This window comes from Chitinophaga alhagiae (assembly GCF_003568665.1).
GTDB lineage: Bacteria > Bacteroidota > Bacteroidia > Chitinophagales > Chitinophagaceae > Chitinophaga > Chitinophaga alhagiae.
This window is the reverse complement of the sequence record NZ_QXMH01000004.1, coordinates 503,940-526,065: the sequence shown is the minus strand read 5'-3', so window position 1 is coordinate 526,065 and position 22,126 is coordinate 503,940. Positions and strand designations below refer to the sequence as shown.

Annotated in this window: 14 protein-coding genes; 7 read left to right on the top strand and 7 right to left on the bottom strand. The window is 56.5% G+C overall.

Annotated elements, in window-relative coordinates; genetic code table 11:
* Positions 1 to 12 precede the first annotated feature (12 nt).
* From D3A97_RS21285 to D3A97_RS21255, 7 genes are all read left to right on the top strand, one after another.
* Complete coding sequence (locus D3A97_RS21285; protein ID WP_119080558.1) at positions 13 to 600, top strand: ASCH domain-containing protein; 588 nt, start codon at positions 13 to 15, stop codon at positions 598 to 600.
* 100 nt (positions 601 to 700) lie between these two features.
* Complete coding sequence (locus D3A97_RS21280) at positions 701 to 2,668, top strand: M1 family metallopeptidase (RefSeq protein ID WP_198674110.1); 1,968 nt, start codon at positions 701 to 703, stop codon at positions 2,666 to 2,668.
* A 493-nt stretch (positions 2,669 to 3,161) separates the two neighbouring features.
* A complete protein-coding gene (locus D3A97_RS21275; RefSeq protein WP_198674109.1) occupies positions 3,162 to 7,349 on the top strand; it encodes a hybrid sensor histidine kinase/response regulator transcription factor in 4,188 nt (1,395 codons plus the stop codon).
* A 541-nt stretch (positions 7,350 to 7,890) separates the two neighbouring features.
* On the top strand, positions 7,891 to 11,079 hold the full coding sequence (locus tag D3A97_RS21270) for a SusC/RagA family TonB-linked outer membrane protein (RefSeq protein WP_119080555.1): 3,189 nt from the start codon (positions 7,891 to 7,893) through the stop codon (positions 11,077 to 11,079).
* Positions 11,080 to 11,097: 18 nt separating this feature from the next.
* Positions 11,098 to 12,741: a RagB/SusD family nutrient uptake outer membrane protein gene (locus D3A97_RS21265; RefSeq protein ID WP_119080554.1), complete on the top strand. Its 1,644-nt coding sequence runs from the start codon at positions 11,098 to 11,100 to the stop codon at positions 12,739 to 12,741.
* A gap of 18 nt (positions 12,742 to 12,759) precedes the next feature.
* Positions 12,760 to 13,992, top strand: coding sequence for a glycan-binding surface protein (locus tag D3A97_RS21260; RefSeq protein WP_119080553.1), 1,233 nt, complete (start codon positions 12,760 to 12,762; stop codon positions 13,990 to 13,992).
* Positions 13,992 to 15,716, top strand: coding sequence for an alpha-L-arabinofuranosidase family protein (locus tag D3A97_RS21255; protein WP_119080552.1), 1,725 nt, complete (start codon positions 13,992 to 13,994; stop codon positions 15,714 to 15,716). Before D3A97_RS21260 ends, D3A97_RS21255 begins: the two co-directional genes overlap by 1 nt.
* A gap of 90 nt (positions 15,717 to 15,806) precedes the next feature.
* On the opposite strand, the gene D3A97_RS21250 is transcribed toward D3A97_RS21255, so the two are convergent.
* The 7 genes from D3A97_RS21250 to sufB form a co-directional block, all read right to left on the bottom strand.
* The gene (locus D3A97_RS21250) at positions 15,807 to 16,277 is read right to left on the bottom strand and encodes a free L-methionine (R)-S-oxide reductase MsrC (RefSeq protein WP_119080551.1); all 471 of its coding nucleotides are present in this window, start codon (positions 16,275 to 16,277) and stop codon (positions 15,807 to 15,809) included.
* Positions 16,278 to 16,358: 81 nt separating this feature from the next.
* Positions 16,359 to 16,667, bottom strand: coding sequence for a DUF59 domain-containing protein (locus D3A97_RS21245; RefSeq protein WP_119080550.1), 309 nt, complete (start codon positions 16,665 to 16,667; stop codon positions 16,359 to 16,361).
* Positions 16,668 to 16,673: 6 nt separating this feature from the next.
* Positions 16,674 to 17,105: a SufE family protein gene (locus tag D3A97_RS21240; RefSeq protein WP_119080549.1), complete on the bottom strand. Its 432-nt coding sequence runs from the start codon at positions 17,103 to 17,105 to the stop codon at positions 16,674 to 16,676.
* Positions 17,106 to 17,123: 18 nt separating this feature from the next.
* The gene (locus D3A97_RS21235; protein WP_119080548.1) at positions 17,124 to 18,368 is read right to left on the bottom strand and encodes an aminotransferase class V-fold PLP-dependent enzyme; all 1,245 of its coding nucleotides are present in this window, start codon (positions 18,366 to 18,368) and stop codon (positions 17,124 to 17,126) included.
* Between the two features lie 12 nt (positions 18,369 to 18,380).
* The gene (gene sufD / locus D3A97_RS21230; protein ID WP_119080547.1) at positions 18,381 to 19,703 is read right to left on the bottom strand and encodes a Fe-S cluster assembly protein SufD; all 1,323 of its coding nucleotides are present in this window, start codon (positions 19,701 to 19,703) and stop codon (positions 18,381 to 18,383) included.
* A gap of 3 nt (positions 19,704 to 19,706) precedes the next feature.
* A complete protein-coding gene (gene sufC / locus D3A97_RS21225) occupies positions 19,707 to 20,474 on the bottom strand; it encodes a Fe-S cluster assembly ATPase SufC (protein WP_119080546.1) in 768 nt (255 codons plus the stop codon).
* Positions 20,475 to 20,491: 17 nt separating this feature from the next.
* A complete protein-coding gene (gene sufB / locus D3A97_RS21220) occupies positions 20,492 to 21,937 on the bottom strand; it encodes a Fe-S cluster assembly protein SufB (RefSeq protein WP_119080545.1) in 1,446 nt (481 codons plus the stop codon).
* Positions 21,938 to 22,126: the final 189 nt, after the last annotated feature.

The window sequence follows — 22,126 nt, the reverse complement described above, 5'->3', positions numbered from 1 at the left end:
TTTTATAGGGTTATGCTCATCAAGGAACGTCACCTGCAGGGCATGCTGCAGGGAAAAATAACGCTGGCCTTCCGCAAATGGAACCGGCCCACCGTAAAAACAGGCGGCCAGCTTACCACAAAGGCCGGCGTACTGGCCATTGACGCGGTAGACGTGGTAACGGCGCGCGGCATCACGGAAGCGGAAGCCCTGCAAAGCGGCTTCCCGTCTAAAGCCGCCCTGCTGGCGGAGCTGGCCAAACACGCCGGGGAAAAGCTCTACCGCGTCCGCCTGCGCTACGCCGGAGAAGACCCCCGCATTGCCCTCCGCGAAAACAGCGAGGTATCTGAACAGGAAACCGCCGTCATTCTCAAAAAACTGCGGCACATAGATGCCCGCAGCATATACGGGCCGTGGACCAAAAGGGTCATGGGCCACATAGACCGCTACCCCCAGACCAAAGCGGGCGATATGGCGGTGGATATGAACATGGACAAAGAGTGGCTGAAGGTCAACATCCGCAAGCTGAAAGCCCTGGGCCTCACAGAAAGCCTGCACCCCGGTTACCGGTTAAGCCCGCGGGGAGAGGTGCTGCTGGCGGCTTTCAAGCGGATGGGGTAGAAGGGGGCGCGCTCCCCCGGCAGTAGCCGCCCCGCCTGTCATTTCCGGCTTTTTAAAACCGAATATTATCCCTAGTTTAGGCCGTTAACAAAATCTTATTATGCCTGCACAACAGCGAAAAAAACAGTGGATATCCATCCTGGCGGGATGTATTTGCCTGCCCATGGCCCTGTCTGCACAGCAGAGTGCCTCCAGGTTCAATGCCTACGAAGCCTTTCAACCGGTGTTTTATGCATCCGAAGGGAACAACATCCGCACCGCCAGCGGACGGCCCGGTACAAAGTACTGGCAAAACGAAGCGGACTACAAAATTGACGTGACGTTTGATGATGTAAAGGAACATATCAGCGGCGCCGTGGTGATCACCTACAAGAACAACAGTCCGGAAAACCTGCCGTTCCTCTGGCTGCAGCTGGACCAGAATATCTACAAACCCGATTCGCGCGGGGCGGCCGTAACGCCCGTTACCGGCGGCCGCTGGGCCAACCGCAATTTCAACGGCGGCTACACCATTGGCGGCGTTTCCCTGCTCACCGCGGGTAAAGAACAGTCCGCCCGGCACGAAGTGATAGACACCCGCATGCGCATAGACCTGCCGCAGCCGCTGAAGGCGGGCGGCGGCGTTATACAGGTGAAAGTGAAGTTCGCGTTCAATATTCCGCAGTACGGAACAGACAGGATGGGCATTCTGCCTACCAAAAACGGCAAGGTGTTCGAAATAGCGCAGTGGTACCCCCGCATGTGCGTGTTTGACAATGTGCTGGGGTGGAATACGCTCCCGTACCTGGGCCAGGGTGAATTTTACCTGGAGTATGGGGATATCGAATATTCCATCAACGCCCCCGCCAGCCACATTGTAGTAGGTTCCGGCCTGCTCCTCAACCCGGCTGAAGTGCTCACCCCGCAGCAGCTGCAACGTTACAAACAGGCGCAGCAAAGCGATAAAACGGTCATGCTGCGCGATGTGGGCGAGGTAACGGACCCGGCTACACGCCCGCGCAGGGAGCGCCTCACCTGGAAGTTCAAATGCGCCAACACCCGCGATGTGGCCTGGGCTTCTTCCAGCGCTTTTGTATGGGATGCCGCCCGCATTAACCTGCCTGCCGGCAAAAAAGCGCTGGCCATGAGCGCCTATCCCGAAGAAAGCGCGGGAGACTCCGCCTGGCGCCGTTCTACCGAGTTCGTGAAAGGCTGTATTGAACATTATTCTGAAAAATGGTATCCCTATACGTACCCCGTAGCGGTGAACGTGGCGGGCATAGTAGGCGGTATGGAATACCCCGGCATCGTGTTCTGCTCCGCCCGCTCCCAGAAGGCCGGCCTCTGGGGCGTTACCAACCACGAGTTTGGCCACAACTGGTTCCCCATGATAGTGGGCAGCAACGAAAGGAGCTTTGCGTGGATGGACGAAGGTTTCAACACGTTTATCAACGGTATTGCGGACAAGGCCTTTAATAACGGCGAGTTCGACCGCAAGTCGAGAGACCGCCATGCCATGAGCCGCACCATGTTCTATGACTCCGCCAGTGCCATCATGCACCGGGCAGACGTGATCCAGAACAGGAGCCTGGGCATACTGGCCTACTACAAACCCGCCATGGGCCTTGACCTGCTGCGGGAAGAAGTACTGGGAGAAGAGCGGTTCGACAAGGCGTTCAGGTATTACATAGACAACTGGGCCTTCAAACATCCCACCCAGTGGGACTTTTTCCGCGCCATGGAAAATGCCGCCGGTGAAAGCCTTGACTGGTTCTGGCGCGGCTGGATCATCAACAACTGGAAGGTAGACATGGCCGCGCAAGGCGTTACCTACGCCAATGACACCACCGCTATTGTCAGCATTGCATGTTTAGAACAGCTGCCCATGCCTGTAACGGTAGAGATCAAAACTACAGACGGCAAATCTGACCGGGTGAAACTGCCGGTAGAAGTATGGCAAACCGGCGGGGTCAAGCAGTTCCGCCATACCCTGCCCGCCGGTATCAAAATTGAAAGCGTAACAGCAGACCCTGACAAGCGCCTGCCTGACGTGAACAGCACCAACAACACCTGGAACAGACCGGAGTAGCTACCCGCTGCACAAGATGTTTACATTGTTGTTTACAACTATATCATTCCGCCCGGCCGCCCGGTTGCCCATAACGGCAACAGGGCGGCCGGTTTTTTTTAGCTACAGGGTGTTTCTGGCCCCATTTGGCTGCTTTATTACAATTTTGAGGCAAGGGTACGTTTTGGTAAAATATAGCAGCAATAGCCCCTTAAACGGGCTTTTTGCGTGAACCGCCCCCAAACCTGCTGACATCCTCCTGCCATCCTTCGGTGATCCTTCGGTGGTGTTCGGTGTGGGTACGGCTTTGAGGGTGTTTAACCGAAGGTTGACCGAAGGATCACCGAACCATGGCCGAAGGTTCGAAAAGATTATACAAATGCACATTATTGTGCAATTAATGTCAATATAAAACAATATACCAAAGGCAGCCTCCCGTACCCGAACAGTTCCTTTTTTAATGTTATATCCCCCTAAATCGTTATATTCACGAGCACACCCACGTCCAAATTCCATGTTAAGAAGTTGCATCCTGGTTTCGCTGCTGCTTTCCCTGCCGTGGTTTTCCTATGCGCAGCGGCAACCTGTACAGTTTTCGGGCCTCAACATCCACGCCGGCCTTTCCAACAACCAGGTGAACTGCATTCATAAAGATGCCAAAGGGTTTTTATGGTTCGGCACCATGAGCGGCCTCAACCGGTACGACGGCAGCAACTTCCGGGTGTTCCGCCACAGCCTCTCTGATTCCCTTTCCCTCAGTGACGATTATATCACCCATATTTTTTCCCTGCCAGACCACCGCCTGTTCATCAAGACCCGCAACGGGGATAATCTCTATGACCCGGTAAAGGAACAGTTCACCAACGCCGCTCCCTGGCTGCAGGCCGCCGGTATGCCCGCCGTGGGCGTCAGCAGCGTACTGAAGGCGGGCGGCCGCTGCTGGGTGGCCTATGCGGATTCCGGCCTGTACAGGCTCGAAGCGGATGGCCGCGCCCGGCGGATAGCATTGCCGGGTGGAGAAGCGGCGGTGGCAGACATGAAAATGTACGGCACGGATTTCCTGTACGTGCTCCTGTACAATGGCGGCCTGCTGAAGCTGGATGCGCGTACCGGCAGTATTGTACAGCATACCGGCGTGCTGCGTAAATATGTTGCCGCGCGCCCGCTTACACTGCAGCTTTTTGTGGATGCGGCAAAAGAGCTGTGGGTGTACATGCCCGGTATAGACTTTGGCGTACTGTACCTCAACCCGCAGACCGGCGCGGTCAAACAGGTATCCCGCCGCCAGGGCATCCTTAACAACGATATTGTGAACAGCGTGATACAGGATGAGCACGGCACCATGTGGATAGGCACAGACCATGGCGGCATCAACCTCGTAGATAAAAAAGATTTTTCTTCTACCTTCCTCACCAACCAGCCGGACGATGTAAAAAGCGTGGCGGAAAACGCTATCTATGCGCTCTACCGCGATGATCAGGGCATCATCTGGTGCGGCACCTATAAAAGAGGCATCAGCTATTACGCGGAAAACAAGATGAAGTTCACCCTGTACCGCAACAAGCAGGCGGGCAAAGGGCCGGGGCTGAGTTATAACGATATCAACTGTTTTGCGGAAGACAAAAAAGGCAACATCTGGATAGGCACCAACGGCGGCGGGCTGGTCTATTTTGACCGCCAGGCCGGCACCTTCCGCCAGTTCAAACATAACGCCGCCGATGATAACAGCCCCAGCAACGATGTTATCATCAGCCTGTACGCAGACCACGGGGACAATCTATGGATAGGCTATTACTTCGGCGGCATGGACTTTTACAACCACAGCCGCTTCAACCACTACCGCCATTCCGAACAAGACCCCAACAGCCTGTCTAACAAAACCGTCTGGAAAATTTACCGGGACAAACGGAACAACTTCTGGGTAGGCACGCTGGGCGGCGGGCTGGACAGGTTTGACCCCAGCAACGGCATCTTTTATCATAACAATATCAGCCTGCCCAATTCCGTACACTCCAACTTCATCAGCGCATTGGCGGAAAGCCCCAACGGCGATCTCTGGATTGCCACCGCTTATGGCATAGATATCATGGACAAGGAGAAAGGCACTTTCACGCACCTGCTGCACAGCACCCACAACCTCAGCAACGACAACGTGACCTCGCTCCACTGCGACAGTTACGGCAACATGTGGGCCGGCACCCGCGAGGGGTTGAACGTATACAACGCCAAAACCGGCAGCTTCCGTTCTTTCCGCATTGAAGACGGGTTGCCGGACAATAACATCAACAGCATCCTGGAAGACAATAACCGCCAGCTATGGGTCAGCACCTCCAACGGCCTGAGCCGCATTACCGTAGAGCAGGACCACAACGGCATCCACATCCATTGCCGCAATTATGATGAAGACGATGGCCTGCAGGGCCGGGCCTTCAATGTAAGCGCGGGCTTCCGGCTGCGCTCCGGCGAGCTGCTGTTTGGCGGGGCGGACGGGTTCAACATTTTCAACCCGGCAGACATGCGGCAGAACCAGCATGAACCGGTGCTGGTGTTCACCGGCCTGCACATTTCCAACAAACCCGTGGCAGTGGGCGAAAAGCGGCAAAACCACGTAGTGCTGCCCGCGGCCTTGCCGGAAACACCCGCTATTACCCTGCGCCACCACGAGAACGATTTTGCTATAGACTTTGCCGCCCTCAATTTCATCAACACCCACAAGAACCGCTACGCTTACCAGCTGGAGGGATTCAATAAAGAATGGGTGACCACGGACGGCAAAACCCGCCGCATTGCCTATACCAACATCAACCCCGGCGAGTACGTGCTGCATCTCAAGGCCGCCAATGAAGACGGGGTCTGGAACGAAGAAGGGATCTCGCTGCGCATCCGCATACTGCCGCCCTTCTGGAAAACCACGTGGGCGTACCTGCTGTACGCTGTATTGGCCCTGGCGCTGCTGCTGTTTGCCCGTAAAATGACCATCAACCGCGCCCACCGCCGCTTTGCGCTGCAGCAGGAGCGGAGGGAAGCACAGCGCCTGCATGAGCTGGACATGATGAAGATCAAGCTGCTCACCAATGTGAGCCACGAGTTCAGAACGCCCGTGTCCCTCATTTTATCCCCCATAGAAGAAATGATCAAACAGGCCCGGGACCCGGAAGAAAAACAGCGCTTCCAGCTGATACGCCGCAACGCCCGCCGCCTGCTGAACCTGGTGAACCAGTTGATGGACTTCCGGAAAATGGAGCTGCAGGAGCTGAAACCCGCCCCGGCCCCGGGAGACCTGATGGCCTTTGTGCAGGAAACGGCAGACTCCTTCACAGACCTGGCGGAGCGCAAGGGCGTGACCTTCAGTTATCATACCAACTGCACCAAACTGCCCGCGCTGTTTGACCACGACAAGATGGAGCGCATTCTTTTCAACCTGCTCTCCAACGCCTTCAAGTTCACGCCGGGAGGCGGCGCCGTCAGCGTAACGGCCAATGTGACCGGCCAGTGGCTGGATATCAGCATACAGGATACCGGCATCGGCATACCCGAAGAGCGGCAGGAAAAAATATTCGAACGGTACTTCCAGCTGCACAACCCCGGCACCTTTGTGAGCCACGGCAGCGGTATTGGGCTGGCTATTACCAAAGAGTTCGTAAAGCTCTGCAATGGCCACATTTCCATATACAGTAAAGAGAACGAAGGCACTACCTTCAGCCTGCGCTTTCCGGTGGCGCGGGCAGGGCAGGAGGGTGTGGCGGATGGTACGGCCGGAGCGGAGGAACTGCGGGGCGCCATTTTGGGCCGGTCTATGCCCGGCGGATTGGCCGGGCCAGCCGGCGGCACGGATGAGATGCTGCCCGGCGCGGCGGGCCTGACCCCGGGAGCGGCGGCCCCGCATACGGAAGCGCCTGCCGTTCATGACCACCAGGCTGCTGCCCGCCTGGCAGACAAACGCAAACGGAAAAAACAGTGCGTTTTGCTGGTGGAAGACAATGACGATTTCCGTTTCTACCTCAAAGACAACCTCAGGGAATGGTATGATATTGCGGAGGCCGCCAACGGGGCGGAAGGCTGGCAGAAAACCCTGGAGCGGCTGCCAGACCTGGTGGTGAGCGATGTGGACATGCCGGTAATGGACGGGCTGGAACTGTGCAGGAAGATCAATGCCGATGCCCGCACCCGCCAGATACCCGTTATACTGCTCACCGCCATGGCGGCGGAAGATGCGCAGCTGAAAGGCCTGGAAACCGGCGCGGCAGACTATATGGTGAAGCCCTTCAACTTCGAGATCATGCTTTCCCGCGTGCGCAACCTGCTGGCCCGGCAGGCGCCCGTACAACTGGTGATACCCCGGCCCGAAGCCCCGCAGGAAGCCGCGCTCACGGCAGACGACAAGTTCATGCGCCGCGCCCTCGAAATTGTGGAAAAGCACCTGTCAGACGCCGGTTTTTCCGTTGAAATGCTCAGCCGGGAGCTGTGCATGAACCGCGTATCTGTATATAAACGCATTTTTGCCCTCACCGGGCATTCTCCCATAGAATTTATCCGTACCATACGCCTGCAGCATGCCGCCCGCCTGCTGAGCCAAACGGAAATGAACATTACCGAAGTGGCGTATGAGGTGGGCTTCAACAACCCGAAATACTTTGCCCGGTATTTCAAGATAGCGTACAACATGCTGCCCTCGGCCTACGCGTCCGCCATGCGGAAGTAGGCCGTACGTGCCGGAGAGGATGTTGCATGTGCAGGCAAGCGCCCGCATATAGCGAACCGGCCATGCGGAAGCAGGCAGTACGTGCCGGAGAGGATGGCGTATGAGCAGGCAAGCGCCCGCATATAGCGAACCGGCCATGCGGAAGCAGGCAGTACGTGCCGGAAAGGATGGCGTATGTGCAAGCAAGCGCCCGCATATAGCGAACCGGCCATGCGGAAGCAGGCCGCACGTGCCGGAGAGGATGGCGTATGAGCAGGCAAGCGCCCGCATATAGCACACCGGCCTGCAAGCGGCCGCCGGTTTTCCGGCTTGTGGCGGTGATCCGCCAAACGCCCTGCAGTGGCCATTTCGTACCCTGCCGGGCAACAAATGATACCCTTCAAATAAACATTTGGTCCATACCGGGCAACATTCCGTCCGGGATAATAAACATACGCCGCCCCGGGGTATGAGAACGGCTGCCTAGCTTTAGCTCCTATGAAATAACAACCAAAGTCGTTACTCAAGATTCCACATTCCACTCAAAAACTAATTGCTACGTATGAAAAAAAACAGTTTTGCAGTAAGACTATGCCTGCTATTATGGGCCATGGTCTTCACCTGGCTGGCTACCCTGCCGGTGTATGCACAAAACGCCACGTCTACAGCCCGCAAGATCACCGGCACCGTTACGGACCAGGCTACCGGCAGGCCGGTGCCAGGGGCTACCGTAGTGGTCAGGGGCTCCACCAACGCGGTGGTGACCGATGCCAATGGCCACTTCAGCATTGCCGCTGAAACGGGGCAGGTGATCGGCATTTCCTTTATCGGTTTTGCCACCCGGGAGCTGAAAGTGGGCAGCTCCGGTGTGATGAACGTAAGCCTGGAAACAGACTACCGCATTTTAAATGATGTGGTGGTGGTAGGCTACGGCAAAATGAAGAAAACGGACCAGAGCAGCGCCCAGGTCTCCATCACCTCCGCAGACATCAACAGAACGGTGAACACCACTATAGACCAGGCCATCCAGGGCCGCGCGGCCGGTGTGTACGTGACCCAGAACTCCGGGCAGCCGGGCGGGGGCCTTTCCGTGGTGATTCGCGGGGTGAACACCCTCAGCGGCACCAATGAGCCGCTGTACGTAATAGATGGCGTGCAGCTGCAGCCCGCCACCGTGTCTTACGGCGCCACCAGCTCCATCAACCCCTTGGCCGGCATCAACCCCTCCGATATTGAGTCTGTGGAGATCCTGCAGGGGCCTTCCGCCACCGCGGTGTACGGCTCCCGCGCCACCAACGGGGTAGTGCTGGTCACCACCAAAAGAGGCAAGGCCGGGCAACTGAAGGTGAGCTATAATTATTTATACTCCCAGCAAGACAAACCGGACGACCTGCCTACCATGACGCTGCAGCAGTTCGCCATCATGAACAATGAAATTGCCGCCATCCTGGGCCGCACCCCCACGGCGGAATTTGCCAACCCCTCCGTGCTGGGCGCCGGCACCAACTGGCAGGATGCCCTGTTCAAAACAGCGCCCCTGCAAAAACACCAGCTCTCCATGAGCGGCGGCAACAATAACACCACCTACTACCTGGGCGGTGAATATTTTGACCAGGAAGGGGTGGCCATCGGCTCCAGCTTTGACCGGTATTCTTTCCGTCTCAACCTGGACAACCAGGCTTTCAAATGGCTGAAACTGAGCACCTCGCTCAATTTTTACCAGACAAAGGAAAAGCTGGCCTCCACCAGCGAAGATGTGATCCGCAACGCCATCAACCTGGCCCCCAATATTCCCGTAAAGAACCCTGACGGCAGCTGGGGCGGCGCTACCGAGAACGAGTACGGCAGCAACGCCAAGTTTGCCCCGCTCAACCCCGTGGCCATTGCCAGCCTGGTGAGCAACCAGCTGAAAAGGACCGGCGGCCTGGGCGGCCTCTCCGCGGATGTGAACATCATCAAAGGCCTGGTGTTCCGCACCAGTTTCAACGGCAACTTTGAATATGCGGACGGCAGCAAGTTCACCCCCACCTACCGCCTGGGCTACAATGCCAATGAGAAGGCCAGCCTGAGCGTTACCAGCAACCGCAATTTTTACTGGAACCTCAACGAACTGTTGCAATACAATACAGACATCGGCAAACACAGCATTGGCGTAATGGCCAGCCACGAGGCGCAGGCCTGGAACTACCAGAACTTTTCCGCCACGCGCGTAGGTTTTGCCAGCAACGAGATACCCTCCATCAACCTGGGCGATGCGCTGGGCCAGACCACCGGCAGCTCCAAAGGCTCCGGCGCCCTGGAATCGTGGCTGGGCCGCATCAACTATTCTTATGACAATAAATACATCCTGCAACTGGCCGGCCGTGCAGACGGTTCCTCCAACTTCGGGCCGGAGAACAAGTGGGGGTATTTCCCGTCTGTATCAGCCGCCTGGCGCATTTCGCAAGAACCGTTCATGCGCAGCCTTACTTTTATCAGCGACCTGAAGATACGCGCCGAATATGGCACCACCGGCAACAACGGCAGCGGCGGCGCGCAGTATTCCGCGCTCAACTCCGTTACCACGCCCTGGGGCGCGGGTTTCCGCACCGGGCAGTATGGCAACGCGGGGCTGAAATGGGAATCTACCGAAACGCAGAACATTGGCCTGAACATAAGCCTGTTCAAAGACAGGGTACAGCTGGAAGGCGATTATTATATCCGGAAAACAGATAACCTGCTGATGCCGAACCCGCTGCCCGCTTACATGGGCACGCAGGGAGAAGGGGGTATCAACCCGCCCATTGTGAACATCGGCGCCATGGAGAACAGGGGCTTCGGCATTACGCTCAACACGGTGAACATAGACAACCGGAACGGTTTCACCTGGCGCAGCAACTTCAATATCTCCTCTTTCAAAACAAAGATCACCCAATTCTATTCAGACGCGGCCTTCCTTTCCCGCTCCGCCTGGTATATGAACAACTTCACCTCCCGTTCCGCCATTGGCCAGGCGCCCTGGATGTTCTGGGGCTACATAGCGGAAGGTGTTTTCCAGTCTGAAGAAGAGATCAATAAAAGCGCTATTCCCGCACAGGCAGATGGCTCCCGCCTGCCGGTCAACAGGGATGCCGGCGTTTGGGTGGGAGATATCAAGTACCGGGACCTGAACGGCGATAACATCATAGACTCCCGGGACCAGACCTACATCGGCAACCCCTGGCCCAAGCTCACTTTCGGTTTTACCAACACTTTCGCCTACAAGGGCTTTGACCTGAGCATACTGGTTACCGGGGCGCAGGGCAATGATATTTTCAATTACCTCGCTTATGACAACACCCAGCCCAACAACATCAACCTGGGCCGCAACCTGCTGCGCGATGCGTTCAGCTATGCCCGCGTAACGGCAGACGGGAAGCTGGAAAACCCCGGCACCACCGTACCCCGTATTGTAGGCAGCGACATCAACGGCAATGGCAACCGCTTTACCAATCTTTTTGTGGAAGATGGTTCCTACATCCGCATCAAAAACGTACAGCTGGGTTACAACATCCCCGGCGCCCTGCTACGCAAACAGAACGTAGTGAAGGGCGTGCGGCTCACCGTGGGGGCGCAGAACCTTTTCACGTTTACGAAGTACAAAGGTTTTGACCCCGAGGTGGGCGCTTACCTGGGCAAGGAAGTGCAGCTCAACAGCCAGCTCATAGCGGTAGACGCCGGGCGGTACCCGCTTACGCGTTTGTATACGGCCAGCATTGGCGTTGATTTTTAATGCAGAAAAAACTACATCATGAACAAGCTCAAATATACCAGATACATCATAGCGTTGGCCGGCCTCATTTTGCTGGGCGCCTGCAGCAAGGAATTTCTCAACCGGCCGCCTGAAGACGCCATTGTAGACGTGAACTTCTACAAAACGCCGGAGCAGGTGCTGGCCGGCACGGCGCCGCTGTACAACATTGTATGGTTTGCGTATAACGACAAGGCCTCCCACGGCCTGGGAGACGGCAGGGGCGGCGTGCTCATGTCAGGCTCCTACCAGGTGGAGAACATCCGCATGCAAACTACCGATGTAACAGGGGAAGTATATACCTCGTGGACATCTTTCTTCAACGTGGTGGCACAGTCTAACATGATCATCAACAACCTCACCAAATACACCGCCCCCTCCGTGTCTGAAGCGGCCAAACAGGCGGGTATTGCGGAAGGCCGTTTCATGCGCGCGGTAGCTTATTCCTACCTGGTGCAGAACTGGGGGCCGGTGCCCATCATCACGGACAATAACACCCTGCTCACAGATACCTCCATTACCCGCAACACCGTTGAGACCGTGTGGGAGTTCATTATCCGCGACCTGCGTTTTGCCGCGGAATACCTGCCGCCCGCGCCCGCCCTTAAAGGCCGCCTTACCAAATGGGCCGCCAAAGGCATGCTGGCCAAAATGTTCCTCACCCGCGCCGGCGTTAGCGGCACGCGCAACCAGGCAGACCTGGACAGTGCCGCCAAATACGCGCTGGACGTGATCGAGAACAGCGGCGCCCGGCTGATGACCAACTACGAAGACCTCTTCCTGATGAAGAACAACAACAACACCGAAAGCCTTTTTGCGCTGCAATGGAAATATGACGGGGACTGGGGTACGCAAAACAGCGTGCAGGCCTTCCTGGCCTACGGCTCGGAGATCACCGGTTTTGGAGACGGCTGGGGCGGGGACCTCGGCGGCTCGCTGGACATGCTGAAGATGTACACCCCGGCAGACAAGCGGCTGAAGGCCACCTTTATGCTGCCCGGCACGCATTACAGCTACATCCACCAGTCTGTAGACGATCCCGCCAACCCCGGCAAAAAGATCATACAGGAACTACAGGTACCCTGGAACTATGTAGGCACGGAACGTTACAATACCCGCGCCTGGGTGAAGAAGTACGTAGTGGGCCGGCCGGAAGACAATGACGGCAAGGTAACGCAGCAGCATACGGAAATCAACACCTACATGCTGCGGCTGGCAGACCTCTACCTCGTATACGCGGAGGCCAAACTGGGTACCGCCGCTTCTACGGCAGACCCGCAGGCGCTGCAATACTTCAACGCCGTGCGCACCCGCGCGGGGCTGCAGGGAAAAGCGCTCATCACGGAAGAAGATATTTTTAATGAACGCAAGCTGGAGCTGGCCATGGAAGGGCAGGCCTGGTACGATGCGGTGCGCATGCACTATTACAACCCCGCCAAAGTGCTCAACATGCTGAGCAACCAGGACAGGGGCACCTACCGCGTAGTACCCAACTCGGCCACTTTTGCCACTTCGTGGACCATCACCTCAGACACGCCGGCCTATTACCCGGTAACGGAAAGCAACTTTTACCTGCCCTACCCGGCAGTGGAACTGGCCGCCGCGCCCAACCTGCGCAAGCCGCCCGTGCCTTATGAGTTTTAATGCCTAAAAAAGAAAATTATGCGTCAACATACCAGTATTGCATTCCTGCTATTATGCCTGCTTTGGGCGGCCTGTTCCAAAGACAATGACTTCAGCGGCCCGCCGGTGGTACGGGCGGTCAGCCTGCTGGACTCCGCCCGGCAAGACAGTGCCTTTACCCGCGCCCTGCCCGGCACCCTGGTGCTGATCACGGGCGATAACCTGGGAGGTATCACCAGTATCTCCTTCAACGGTTTGCCGGCCTACTTCAATCCAACGTACAATACCCACACCCACGTTATACTCACCATCCCTGACAATGCGCCCACAGAAGCCACAGACCCCGGCGTGCCCAACGAGATACACATTGTGACCACGCACGGGGAAACACGGTACTCTTTTGCGGTAGACATTCCGCCGCCCTCTATTGCCTACATCTCCAATGAGAACGCGCAGCCCGGAGATTCCCTGATCATTGTCGGCTCCAGCCTGTGGCTGATAGACAAGATCACCTTCCCCGGCGGCCGCGAAGTAACGGCGCTTGCCGGAGATGTGGCCGGCACGTGGGTAGGGATGATCATGCCAGACCTGGGAACAGACACGGGGCGCATCACTATCCAGGCCAAATACGGCACCGTCAGCTCCCACGGCCCGCTCAACGACCACCAGAGCGCCAACCTGCTCAGCAATCTCACAGAAAAGCCGGAAGAAGGTGAAACGCCGGTGTTCAACTGGGCCTGGTGGGGCGCCAACCGCACCAACGATGGAGCGCTTTTCCCCGGCGCCCGCGGTTATTACCTGCAGAACATCTTTGGCGGCGTAGGCGCTAACGACGGCGCCTGGTGGAACGGCAACCGCTCCGGCAACTTCAACGAAGTGCAGCGTTTTACGCCCGCCGTGTTAACGCAGCAGGCCGCCAACTACGCGCTGAAATTTGAAGTGAACACCAAAGAACCGTGGACGAACGCCATTTGCGTACTGCGCTTCAACGACGGCCCTACCACCTTTGCCTACCGCTTTATGCCGTTCAACAGCGAGCCGGGGCAAACGTTCCACACGGAAAACAAATGGCGCACCATTACGGTGGTACTGTCAGAATTTAAATCCACCGCAGACGGGATAGAAGGCATGGGCGCCAACGCCGTGGCCATGAGCGATGTGGTAAAATCAGACGGCAAGGTGGCCTTTGGCTACCGCTTTATTGCGGGAGACACGCCTATAGAAGTGTTCAACACCGCGTTCGATAATTTCAGAATCATAAAGATCAGGTAATGGTAAAAATAGCTAGTGGTTTGTTGTTAAGCGTGGTGTTTACAACAGTGATGGCATGTAATAAAAAATCGGCGGAAAAGTATAACGGGAGCGATACTTCAGGAACGGTAACCGCCGTTCCTGACCCCGCCGTGGCGCCCTCCATCGGGTTTTTTATGGACAGCTGGGCGGAAAAAAAGTTTACGGCGCCGCCCTACAGTGACAAGGAGCCGCCCCCGGACGCGGCCCATACCGTAACGGTAGATGCTTCTACCATTGTTACCAAAGTTTCCCCCGCGCTGTTCGGCAACAACAGCAACATCTACATGGGCCAGATGGTAACGGAGCCGCTGCTGCTCAACCACCTGAAAGCGCTCAACCCCGGTATTGTCCGCTTCCCGGGCGGCAACCTGAGCAGCCTGTTTTTCTGGAACGCCGTGCCCGGCAGCCACCCCGCAGACGCGCCAGACCAGCTGCCAGACGGAGAAGGGACACTGGCGGACGCCGGTTACTGGTACGGTGGCAATACAGACGGGTGGACGCTGGCCGTAGCCAATTATTACAAGATGCTGGCGCAAACCGGCAACGAGGGCATCATCACCATCAACTACGCCTATGCGCGGTACAGCACCGCCGCGGACCCCGTGGCCGCCGCCGCCCACCTGGCGGCTGAATGGGTGCGGTTTGACAAAGGGCGCACGCGGTACTGGGAAATAGGCAACGAAAGCAACGGCGTATGGCAGGCCGGCTACCGCATAGACGTTACAAAGAACAAAGACGGCCAGCCGGAGGTCATCTCCGGCGATCTCTACGGCCGCCACTTCAAAGTGTTTGCAGACTCCATGCGCAAAGCGGCCGCGGAACTGGGTAAAACCATTTACATCGGCGCGCAGCTGCTGGAGCATGAACCGGCGATATGGGCCACCGCCACGGATAAACAGTGGAACGCCGGTGTGCTGAAACAGGCCGCCGGTGCGGATTATTTTATTGTACACAGTTACTTTACGCCCTACAACACCAATTCCAACCCGCCTGAAATACTGGCTTCCGCGGATGCGGTTACCAAAGCCATCCTGGATTATGTTACCGCGGCATCCACCGCCGCGCAGGTACCCATGAAACCGCTGGCGCTCACGGAATGGAACATTTTTGCCACCGGCTCGCAGCAGATGGTATCCCAGGTGGCCGGTATGCACGCGGTGCTGGTACTGGGCGAACTGATGAAAAACAAATACGGCATGGCCGCCCGCTGGGACCTGGCCAACGCCTGGGAAAACGGTAACGATCATGGCCTTTTCAGCCAGGGAGAACCAGCCTCCGGCGAAACCAAATGGACGCCGCGCCCGGCTTTTTATTACCTCTATTACTTCCGCAAAATGTTTGGTGACCGGCTGGTGAACGCCGAAGTGAGCGGCGCCAATGCTAACATCAGCGCCTATGCTTCCACGTACAGCTCCGGCGAAACAGGGCTGGCGCTGGTGAACAAGGGCACGGTAACCCGCAACGTGGAGCTGGCTTTTCGCAACTTCAGGCCGGGCAAACGGTACTATTGGTATGTGCTCACGGGGGGAGATGGCGGCGCCGGTTTTTCCCGCAAGGTGCTGGTGAACGGGCAAGGCCCCGCAGGCGCGGCGGGCGGGCCGGAAGGGTATGCGGGGCTGAAGGCATGGTCTGCGCCGGTAGGGGAACGCATCAGGCTGGCGCTGCCGCCTATGTCTGTGGTGTTTGCGGTGGTGGAGGATTAAATGCCCGCGCCTTTTGTTTTTGCACGGGCCTGCACAAATGCTGAAGGGAGTGACATAACGGGGGCCGGGTCAGGGAACAGCAAGCTGGCCTCACCCCACCCAGGAAACGATCTCTTCCAGGTATTGCCGGTCTGTTTCGTCAAACGTGTTCAGTTCCGTGCTGTCAACATCCAGCACGCCGGCCACTTCGCCGTTGCGGAAAACCGGCACTACAATTTCAGAGCGGGAGAGGCTGCTGCAGGCAATGTGGCCGGGAAATTTCTCCACGTCAGGCACAATGAGGGTTTTAGCCTGCTGCCAGGCCGTGCCGCATACGCCCTTGCCGTAACGGATGCGGGTACACGCTACCGGCCCCTGGAAGGGCGCCAGTACCAGTTCATTGTTTTTGACGAGGTAAAAGCCCACCCACAGCCAGCCGAACTGTTCTTTCAGCGCGGCGGTGATGTTGGCCAGGTTGGCCGTCTGGTCAGGCTCCCCGGTGATCAGTGCCTTGATCTGCGGGAGCAGAGCGGTATATTGTTCGGCTTTGGTGCCTTTGGCGATGGTGAGATCTTCTGCCATAGTGATAAAGAAATAATGCCACGAAGCAGCCGTGGCGATATAAAAAAAGTGTACCGGGTCCCTGGCACACTTCTCCGTTTATTACAAAAATCCTAGTTCGAGCTTGGCTTCTTCACTCATCATGTCTCGCGTCCAGGGCGGGTCAAAGGTGAGCCTTACGTCTGCGCCGCCTATGCCGGGAATGGCCAGCAGCTTGTTGTTTACCTCTTCCATAATGCTGCCGGCCACTGGGCAACCGGGAGCCGTGAGGGTCATGATCACCAGCACGTTGTTGTTATCTCCTACCTCTATCTTGTATACCAGCCCCAGGTCAAAGATATTTACCGGTATTTCCGGGTCGTATACGGTGCGCAGTGTTTCTTCTACCTGGTCTCTGAGTGTTGTTTCCATGGTCCGTCAGTTTTGTTGAACGCTTTTAGCCTGGTACCCGATGGCGTACAGCTTGATCTGTTTCAGCATAGACAGCAGGCCGTTGGAACGGGTGGGGGAGAGATGGCTGGTGAGGCCGATGGCGTCAATAAAATAGATATCCGCGTTGGCAATGTCTTTCGGCGCCTGGTGGCTGAGTACCTGTATCATGAGGGCTACCAGTCCTTTGGTGATCACCGCGTCACTGTCTGCCGTGAACACCAGTTTATCTCCCTGCATTTCCGCATGCAGCCATACCTTGCTCTGGCAGCCGCGGATGAGGTTGTCGTCCGTTTTGTATGTCGGGTCTATGAGCGGCAGGTCTTTCCCCAGCTGGATGATGTACTCGTATTTCTCCATCCAGTCTCCAAACACTTCAAAATCAGCTATGATATTATCCTGTTGCTCTTTAATGGTCATTGTATTGTTCCGTTTGGTTTATCCCAGCAAAGTTACGGCTTTTTGCACACCTGCTACCAGGCGGTCTATGTCTGCCGTGGTGTTATACAGCGCCAGGGAAGCCCTTACCGTGCCGGGGCACTCAAAGCGGTCCATCAGCGGCTGGGTGCAGTGGTGGCCCGTGCGCACGGCAATGCCTTGCTGGTCAAGCAGCACGCCCACGTCTGACGGGTGGTGCTGGCCTATCAGGAAGGAGATGGCGCCGGCGCGGTGCCTGGATTCGCCTATCAACCGCAGCTCCGGGATGGTTTTCAGCTGCGCTACGGCGTATTCTGTGAGCTGGTGCTCGTAAGCCTGTATTTTATGAATGCCCAGCTGCGTAACGTAGGCTACGGCCGCGCCAAAGCCGATGGCTTCGCAAATAGCGGGCGTGCCGGCCTCAAATTTCAGCGGCGGCTCTGCGTAGGTGGTCTTTTCGAAGGTAACATGTTTGATCATGTCTCCGCCGCCCTGGTAGGGAGGCAGCTGCTGCAGCCAGCTTTCCTTGCCGTAAAGGATGCCGATGCCGGTAGGGCCGTACACCTTGTGGGCGGAGAGCGCCAGGAAGTCCACATCCAGCTCATGCACCTTGATGGGCGTATGCGCCGCGGCCTGCGCCGCGTCCAGCAGTACGGGAATGCCTTTGGCATGGGCCATGGCAATAATGTCTTTCACCGGGTTGATGGTGCCCAGGGTGTTGCTCACCCAGGCAACAGACACTATTTTCACGCGCGGGTTGAGCATGGCCGCAAAAGTGTCCATGTCCAGCTCGCCCTGGTCCGTTACCGGTATTACTTTCAGGTGGGCTTTCTTTTCTTCGCAGGCCAGTTGCCAGGGCACAATGTTGGAGTGGTGCTCCATGCCGGAAATGATCACTTCGTCCCCCTCATGCAGGAACGCCCTGCGGAAACCGGCGGCTACCAGGTTGATGGCGTCTGTGGTGCCTTTGGTGAACACCACCTCATGATGGTGCGCGCCAATGTAGGCGGCCACCTGGTGGCGTGCGGCCTCGTAAGCGCTGGTGGCTTTCTGGCTGAGCGTGTGTACGCCGCGGTGAACGTTGCTGTTGTACCCGGTGTAATATTCCTGCATGGCGCGGATCACCTGTACCGGCTTTTGCGTGGTGGCCCCGTTATCCAGGTACACCAGCGGGTTGCCGTTCACGGTCTGCTGCAGAATGGGAAATTCGTTCCGGATCAGTTCAACGTCCGGCCAGATAGTATTTTTCGCGGTGGCGGTTTCCATGGTAATTCCTTTTTAGTTGTTAACCGCCGCGCTCAGGTAACGGGTGGCCAGTTGCTCCACCTGTTTGCGCACGGCTGGAATTTTGACCTGGGCGGTAATATCAAAGGCAAATGCTTTTACCAGCATGCTGCGGGCCATGGCATCGCCAATACCGCGGGCTTTCAGGTAAAACAGCGCTTCTTCGCTCACCTGGCCAATGGTGGTGCCGTGGCTGCATTTTACATCGTCCGCAAAGATTTCCAGTTGCGGCTTGGTGTAAATGTTGGCCTCGGGGCTGATCACCAGGTTGTTGTTCTGCTGGAAGGCATTGGTTTTCTGCGCATCTTCATGCACATATATTTTGCCGTTGAAAACGCCGGTGGCTTTGTCCATCAACACCCCGCGGTACAGCTCGTTGCTTTCGCAGTTAGGCATGCGGTGGTCTACGCTGGTATGGTTGTCTACCAGCTGGTTGCCGGTAGCTATGTAGAAGCCGAACAGGTGCGTTTCGGTACGCTCGTCATCCAGCGAAATGTTGAGGTTGTTCCTCACCAGTTCGGATTCAGAGAGCGTGAAAGTGTAATTGTTGTACAGGCTTTTGCCGCGCTGCTGCACCAGCGTCTGGTTAATGAACCGGAGCTGGCCGCCGCCCGTCTGCAGCTGGTAGTGGCTCATTTGCGAGCGCTCTGTGGTCACTGCTTCCACCACGCTGTTCACCACCATGGTACCGCTCCCGTCAAGGCCGGCCGCGGATTCTATGATCTGAATGCTGGCGCCTTCCTGCGCTACCCAGAGGTGGCGCGGGTTTACGAGCAGGCTGCTGGTGTTGTGGTAGAGGTGGATGATGTGCAGGGGTTTTTCCACCTGCGCCTTTGCCTTGGCTTCAATGAAGAGGCCGTTGGTGAAGAAGGCGGTATTGAGCTGGGCAAAGTGATGCTCCGCCAGTTTTTGGCTATTGTTAAAGTGAGCGGTAAAAGCCGGTTCTGCCGCGGCCTCGCTCATTTTGAGCACGGTGGCCTGTTTGGCGGGGGGCAGCTCGGAGAGTTGCGGCTGCAGTTCCCCGTTGAGGAGCACAATGCGGTAAACGTCTGGCAGCAGCAGGCCGGTGGCCTCCAACTGCGCTTCGGTGATGGCAATGGGAGCGGGGAGCTGCAGGGTTTGCAGGCTGCGGAAGAAGGGGATCACGTTGGTGTATTTCCAGTCTTCCACCTTTACCGTGGGGAACCCGCCCAGCGCCTGGAAGCGGTCAAACGCCTCCTTCCGGGCTTCCGGCCATTGCGCGCCGGCCGTCAGGGTGCTGAACTGCGCCGGCAGCGTATCATATAATGATGGTATGTTGCTTGCTATAGTGGTCATGATCTATTGTACAGGTTCTTCTAAACGGATGTCTTCTTTCAGCCAGTCGTAGCCTTTTTCCTCCAGTTCCAGCGCCAGTTCTTTGGTGCCTGATTTCACGATGCGGCCGTTGTAGAGTACGTGTACAAAATCTGGAACAATATATTCCAGCAGGCGCTGGTAGTGGGTGATGATGATGAAGGCATTGTCTTTGCTGCGCAGCTTGTTCACGCCGGCAGATACTACGCGCAGGGCGTCAATGTCCAGGCCGGAGTCCGTTTCGTCCATGATAGCCAGTTTAGGTTCCAGCATGGCCATCTGGAAAATGTCGTTCCGTTTCTTTTCACCGCCGGAAAAACCTTCGTTGAGGGAGCGGTTCATCAGGTTGGCGTCAAACTCCATCAGTTTCTGTTTGCTTTTCAGCATGTCCAGGAACGCTTTGGCCTGCATGGGCGGCTGCCCGTGGTAGGCGCGTATTTCGTTCACTGCCGTTTTAAGGAAGTTGATGTTGGATACACCGGGTATTTCTACCGGGTACTGGAAAGCCAGGAACAGGCCTTCGCGGGCACGTACCTCGGGGCTCATGTCCAGGAGGTCTTTCCCTTCAAACTCCACAGAGCCGTCTGTTACTTCATAGGCTTCACGGCCGGCCAGCACAGAGGCCAGGGAGCTTTTGCCGGAGCCGTTGGGCCCCATGATGGCGTGTACTTCGCCCGCTTTTACATTCAGATTAATGCCTTTCAGAATAGCATTTCCTTCTACTGCAGCATGCAGGTTCTTAATATTGAGCATCTCTTTGTTATTAATAGTTATCCAACACTACCTTCCAGGGTAATGGACAATAATTTTTGCGCTTCCACGGCAAATTCCATGGGCAGCTGGTTTAAAACTTCTTTTGCGTATCCGTTCACGATCATATTCACTGCCTGTTCGCTGTCTATGCCGCGCTGGTTGAGGTAAAACACCTGGTCTTCCCCGATCTTGGAGGTGGTGGCCTCGTGCTCTACCATAGCCGTATTGTTCTTGGACTCGATGTACGGGAATGTGTGCGCCCCGCAGCGGTCTCCTATCAGCAGGGAATCGCACTGCGTAAAGTTGCGGGCATTGGTGGCATTAGGCCCTACTTTCACCAGGCCACGGTACGTGTTCTGGCCGTGTATGGCGGAAATGCCTTTGGAAATGATGCGGCTGCGGGTGTTTTTGCCGATATGCACCATTTTGGTGCCCGTATCCGCTACCTGGCGTTTGGACGTAACGGCCACGGAATAGAACTCGCCGATGGAATTATCCCCCTGCAGGATCACGCCGGGGTACTTCCAGGTAATGGCGGAGCCGGTCTCTACCTGCGTCCAGGATATTTTGGAATTTTTGCCCTTGCAGATGCCGCGTTTGGTCACAAAGTTGTAGATACCGCCTTTGCCGTCGGCATCTCCGGGGTACCAGTTCTGCACGGTGGAGTATTTGATCTCCGCATTGTCCATCGCTATCAGTTCCACCACGGCGGCATGGAGCTGGTTCTCGTCCCGCATGGGAGCGGTACAGCCTTCCAGGTAACTTACGTAACTGCCCTCGTCCGCCACAATGAGCGTGCGCTCAAACTGGCCGGTGTTTTTGGCGTTGATGCGGAAGTAGGTGGACAGCTCCATAGGGCAGCGTACGCCCTTGGGAATGTATACAAAAGAGCCGTCTGAGAATACGGCACAGTTCAGCGCGGCGTAAATGTTGTCTGATTGCGGCACTACCGTACCGAGGTATTTGCGGAGCAGCTCAGGGTGTTCCTGTACCGCTTCGGTAAAAGAGCAGAAGATGATACCCAGTTCGTTCAGCTGTTTCTTGAACGTGGTGGCAACGGACACGCTGTCAAACACCGCGTCTACCGCTACGCCGGAGAGCATTTTCTGCTCTTCCAGGGGAATGCCCAGTTTCTCAAAGGTACGGAGCAGTTCCGGGTCTACTTCATCGAGGCTTTCATACTTTACCTTGTTCTTGGGTGCGGCATAGTAGGAAACGCTCTGGAAGTCTACTTCCGGCAGCTTGAAGTTTTGCCAGGTGGGCATGGCCAGCTTCTGGAAGAGTTGAAACCCTTTCAAACGCCACTCCAGGAGCCATTCCGGTTCGTTCTTTTTGGCGGAAATGAAGCGGATGATGTCTTCATTCAGTCCCGGAGGCGCAATATCCATTTCGATATCCGTCTCGAACCCGAACTCATAATCCCGGCCGGCCAGTTCCTGTAATATGTCTTGTTCTGCGCTCATAATATATATACTTCTCTATCAAATTGTTGGGTGATTGCTACGGGACCGGGACCATCCGCTTTTTCCGGAAAACTGCCACCTTTTCATACCGTAATTGCAAGGGTAATTGCTGGTTACGCCGGTACAAAGATAGTGCCTTGGGAGCGGTAATAATCACTGCTGGCCGCAGAATTTCAAACTGGTTTTCAA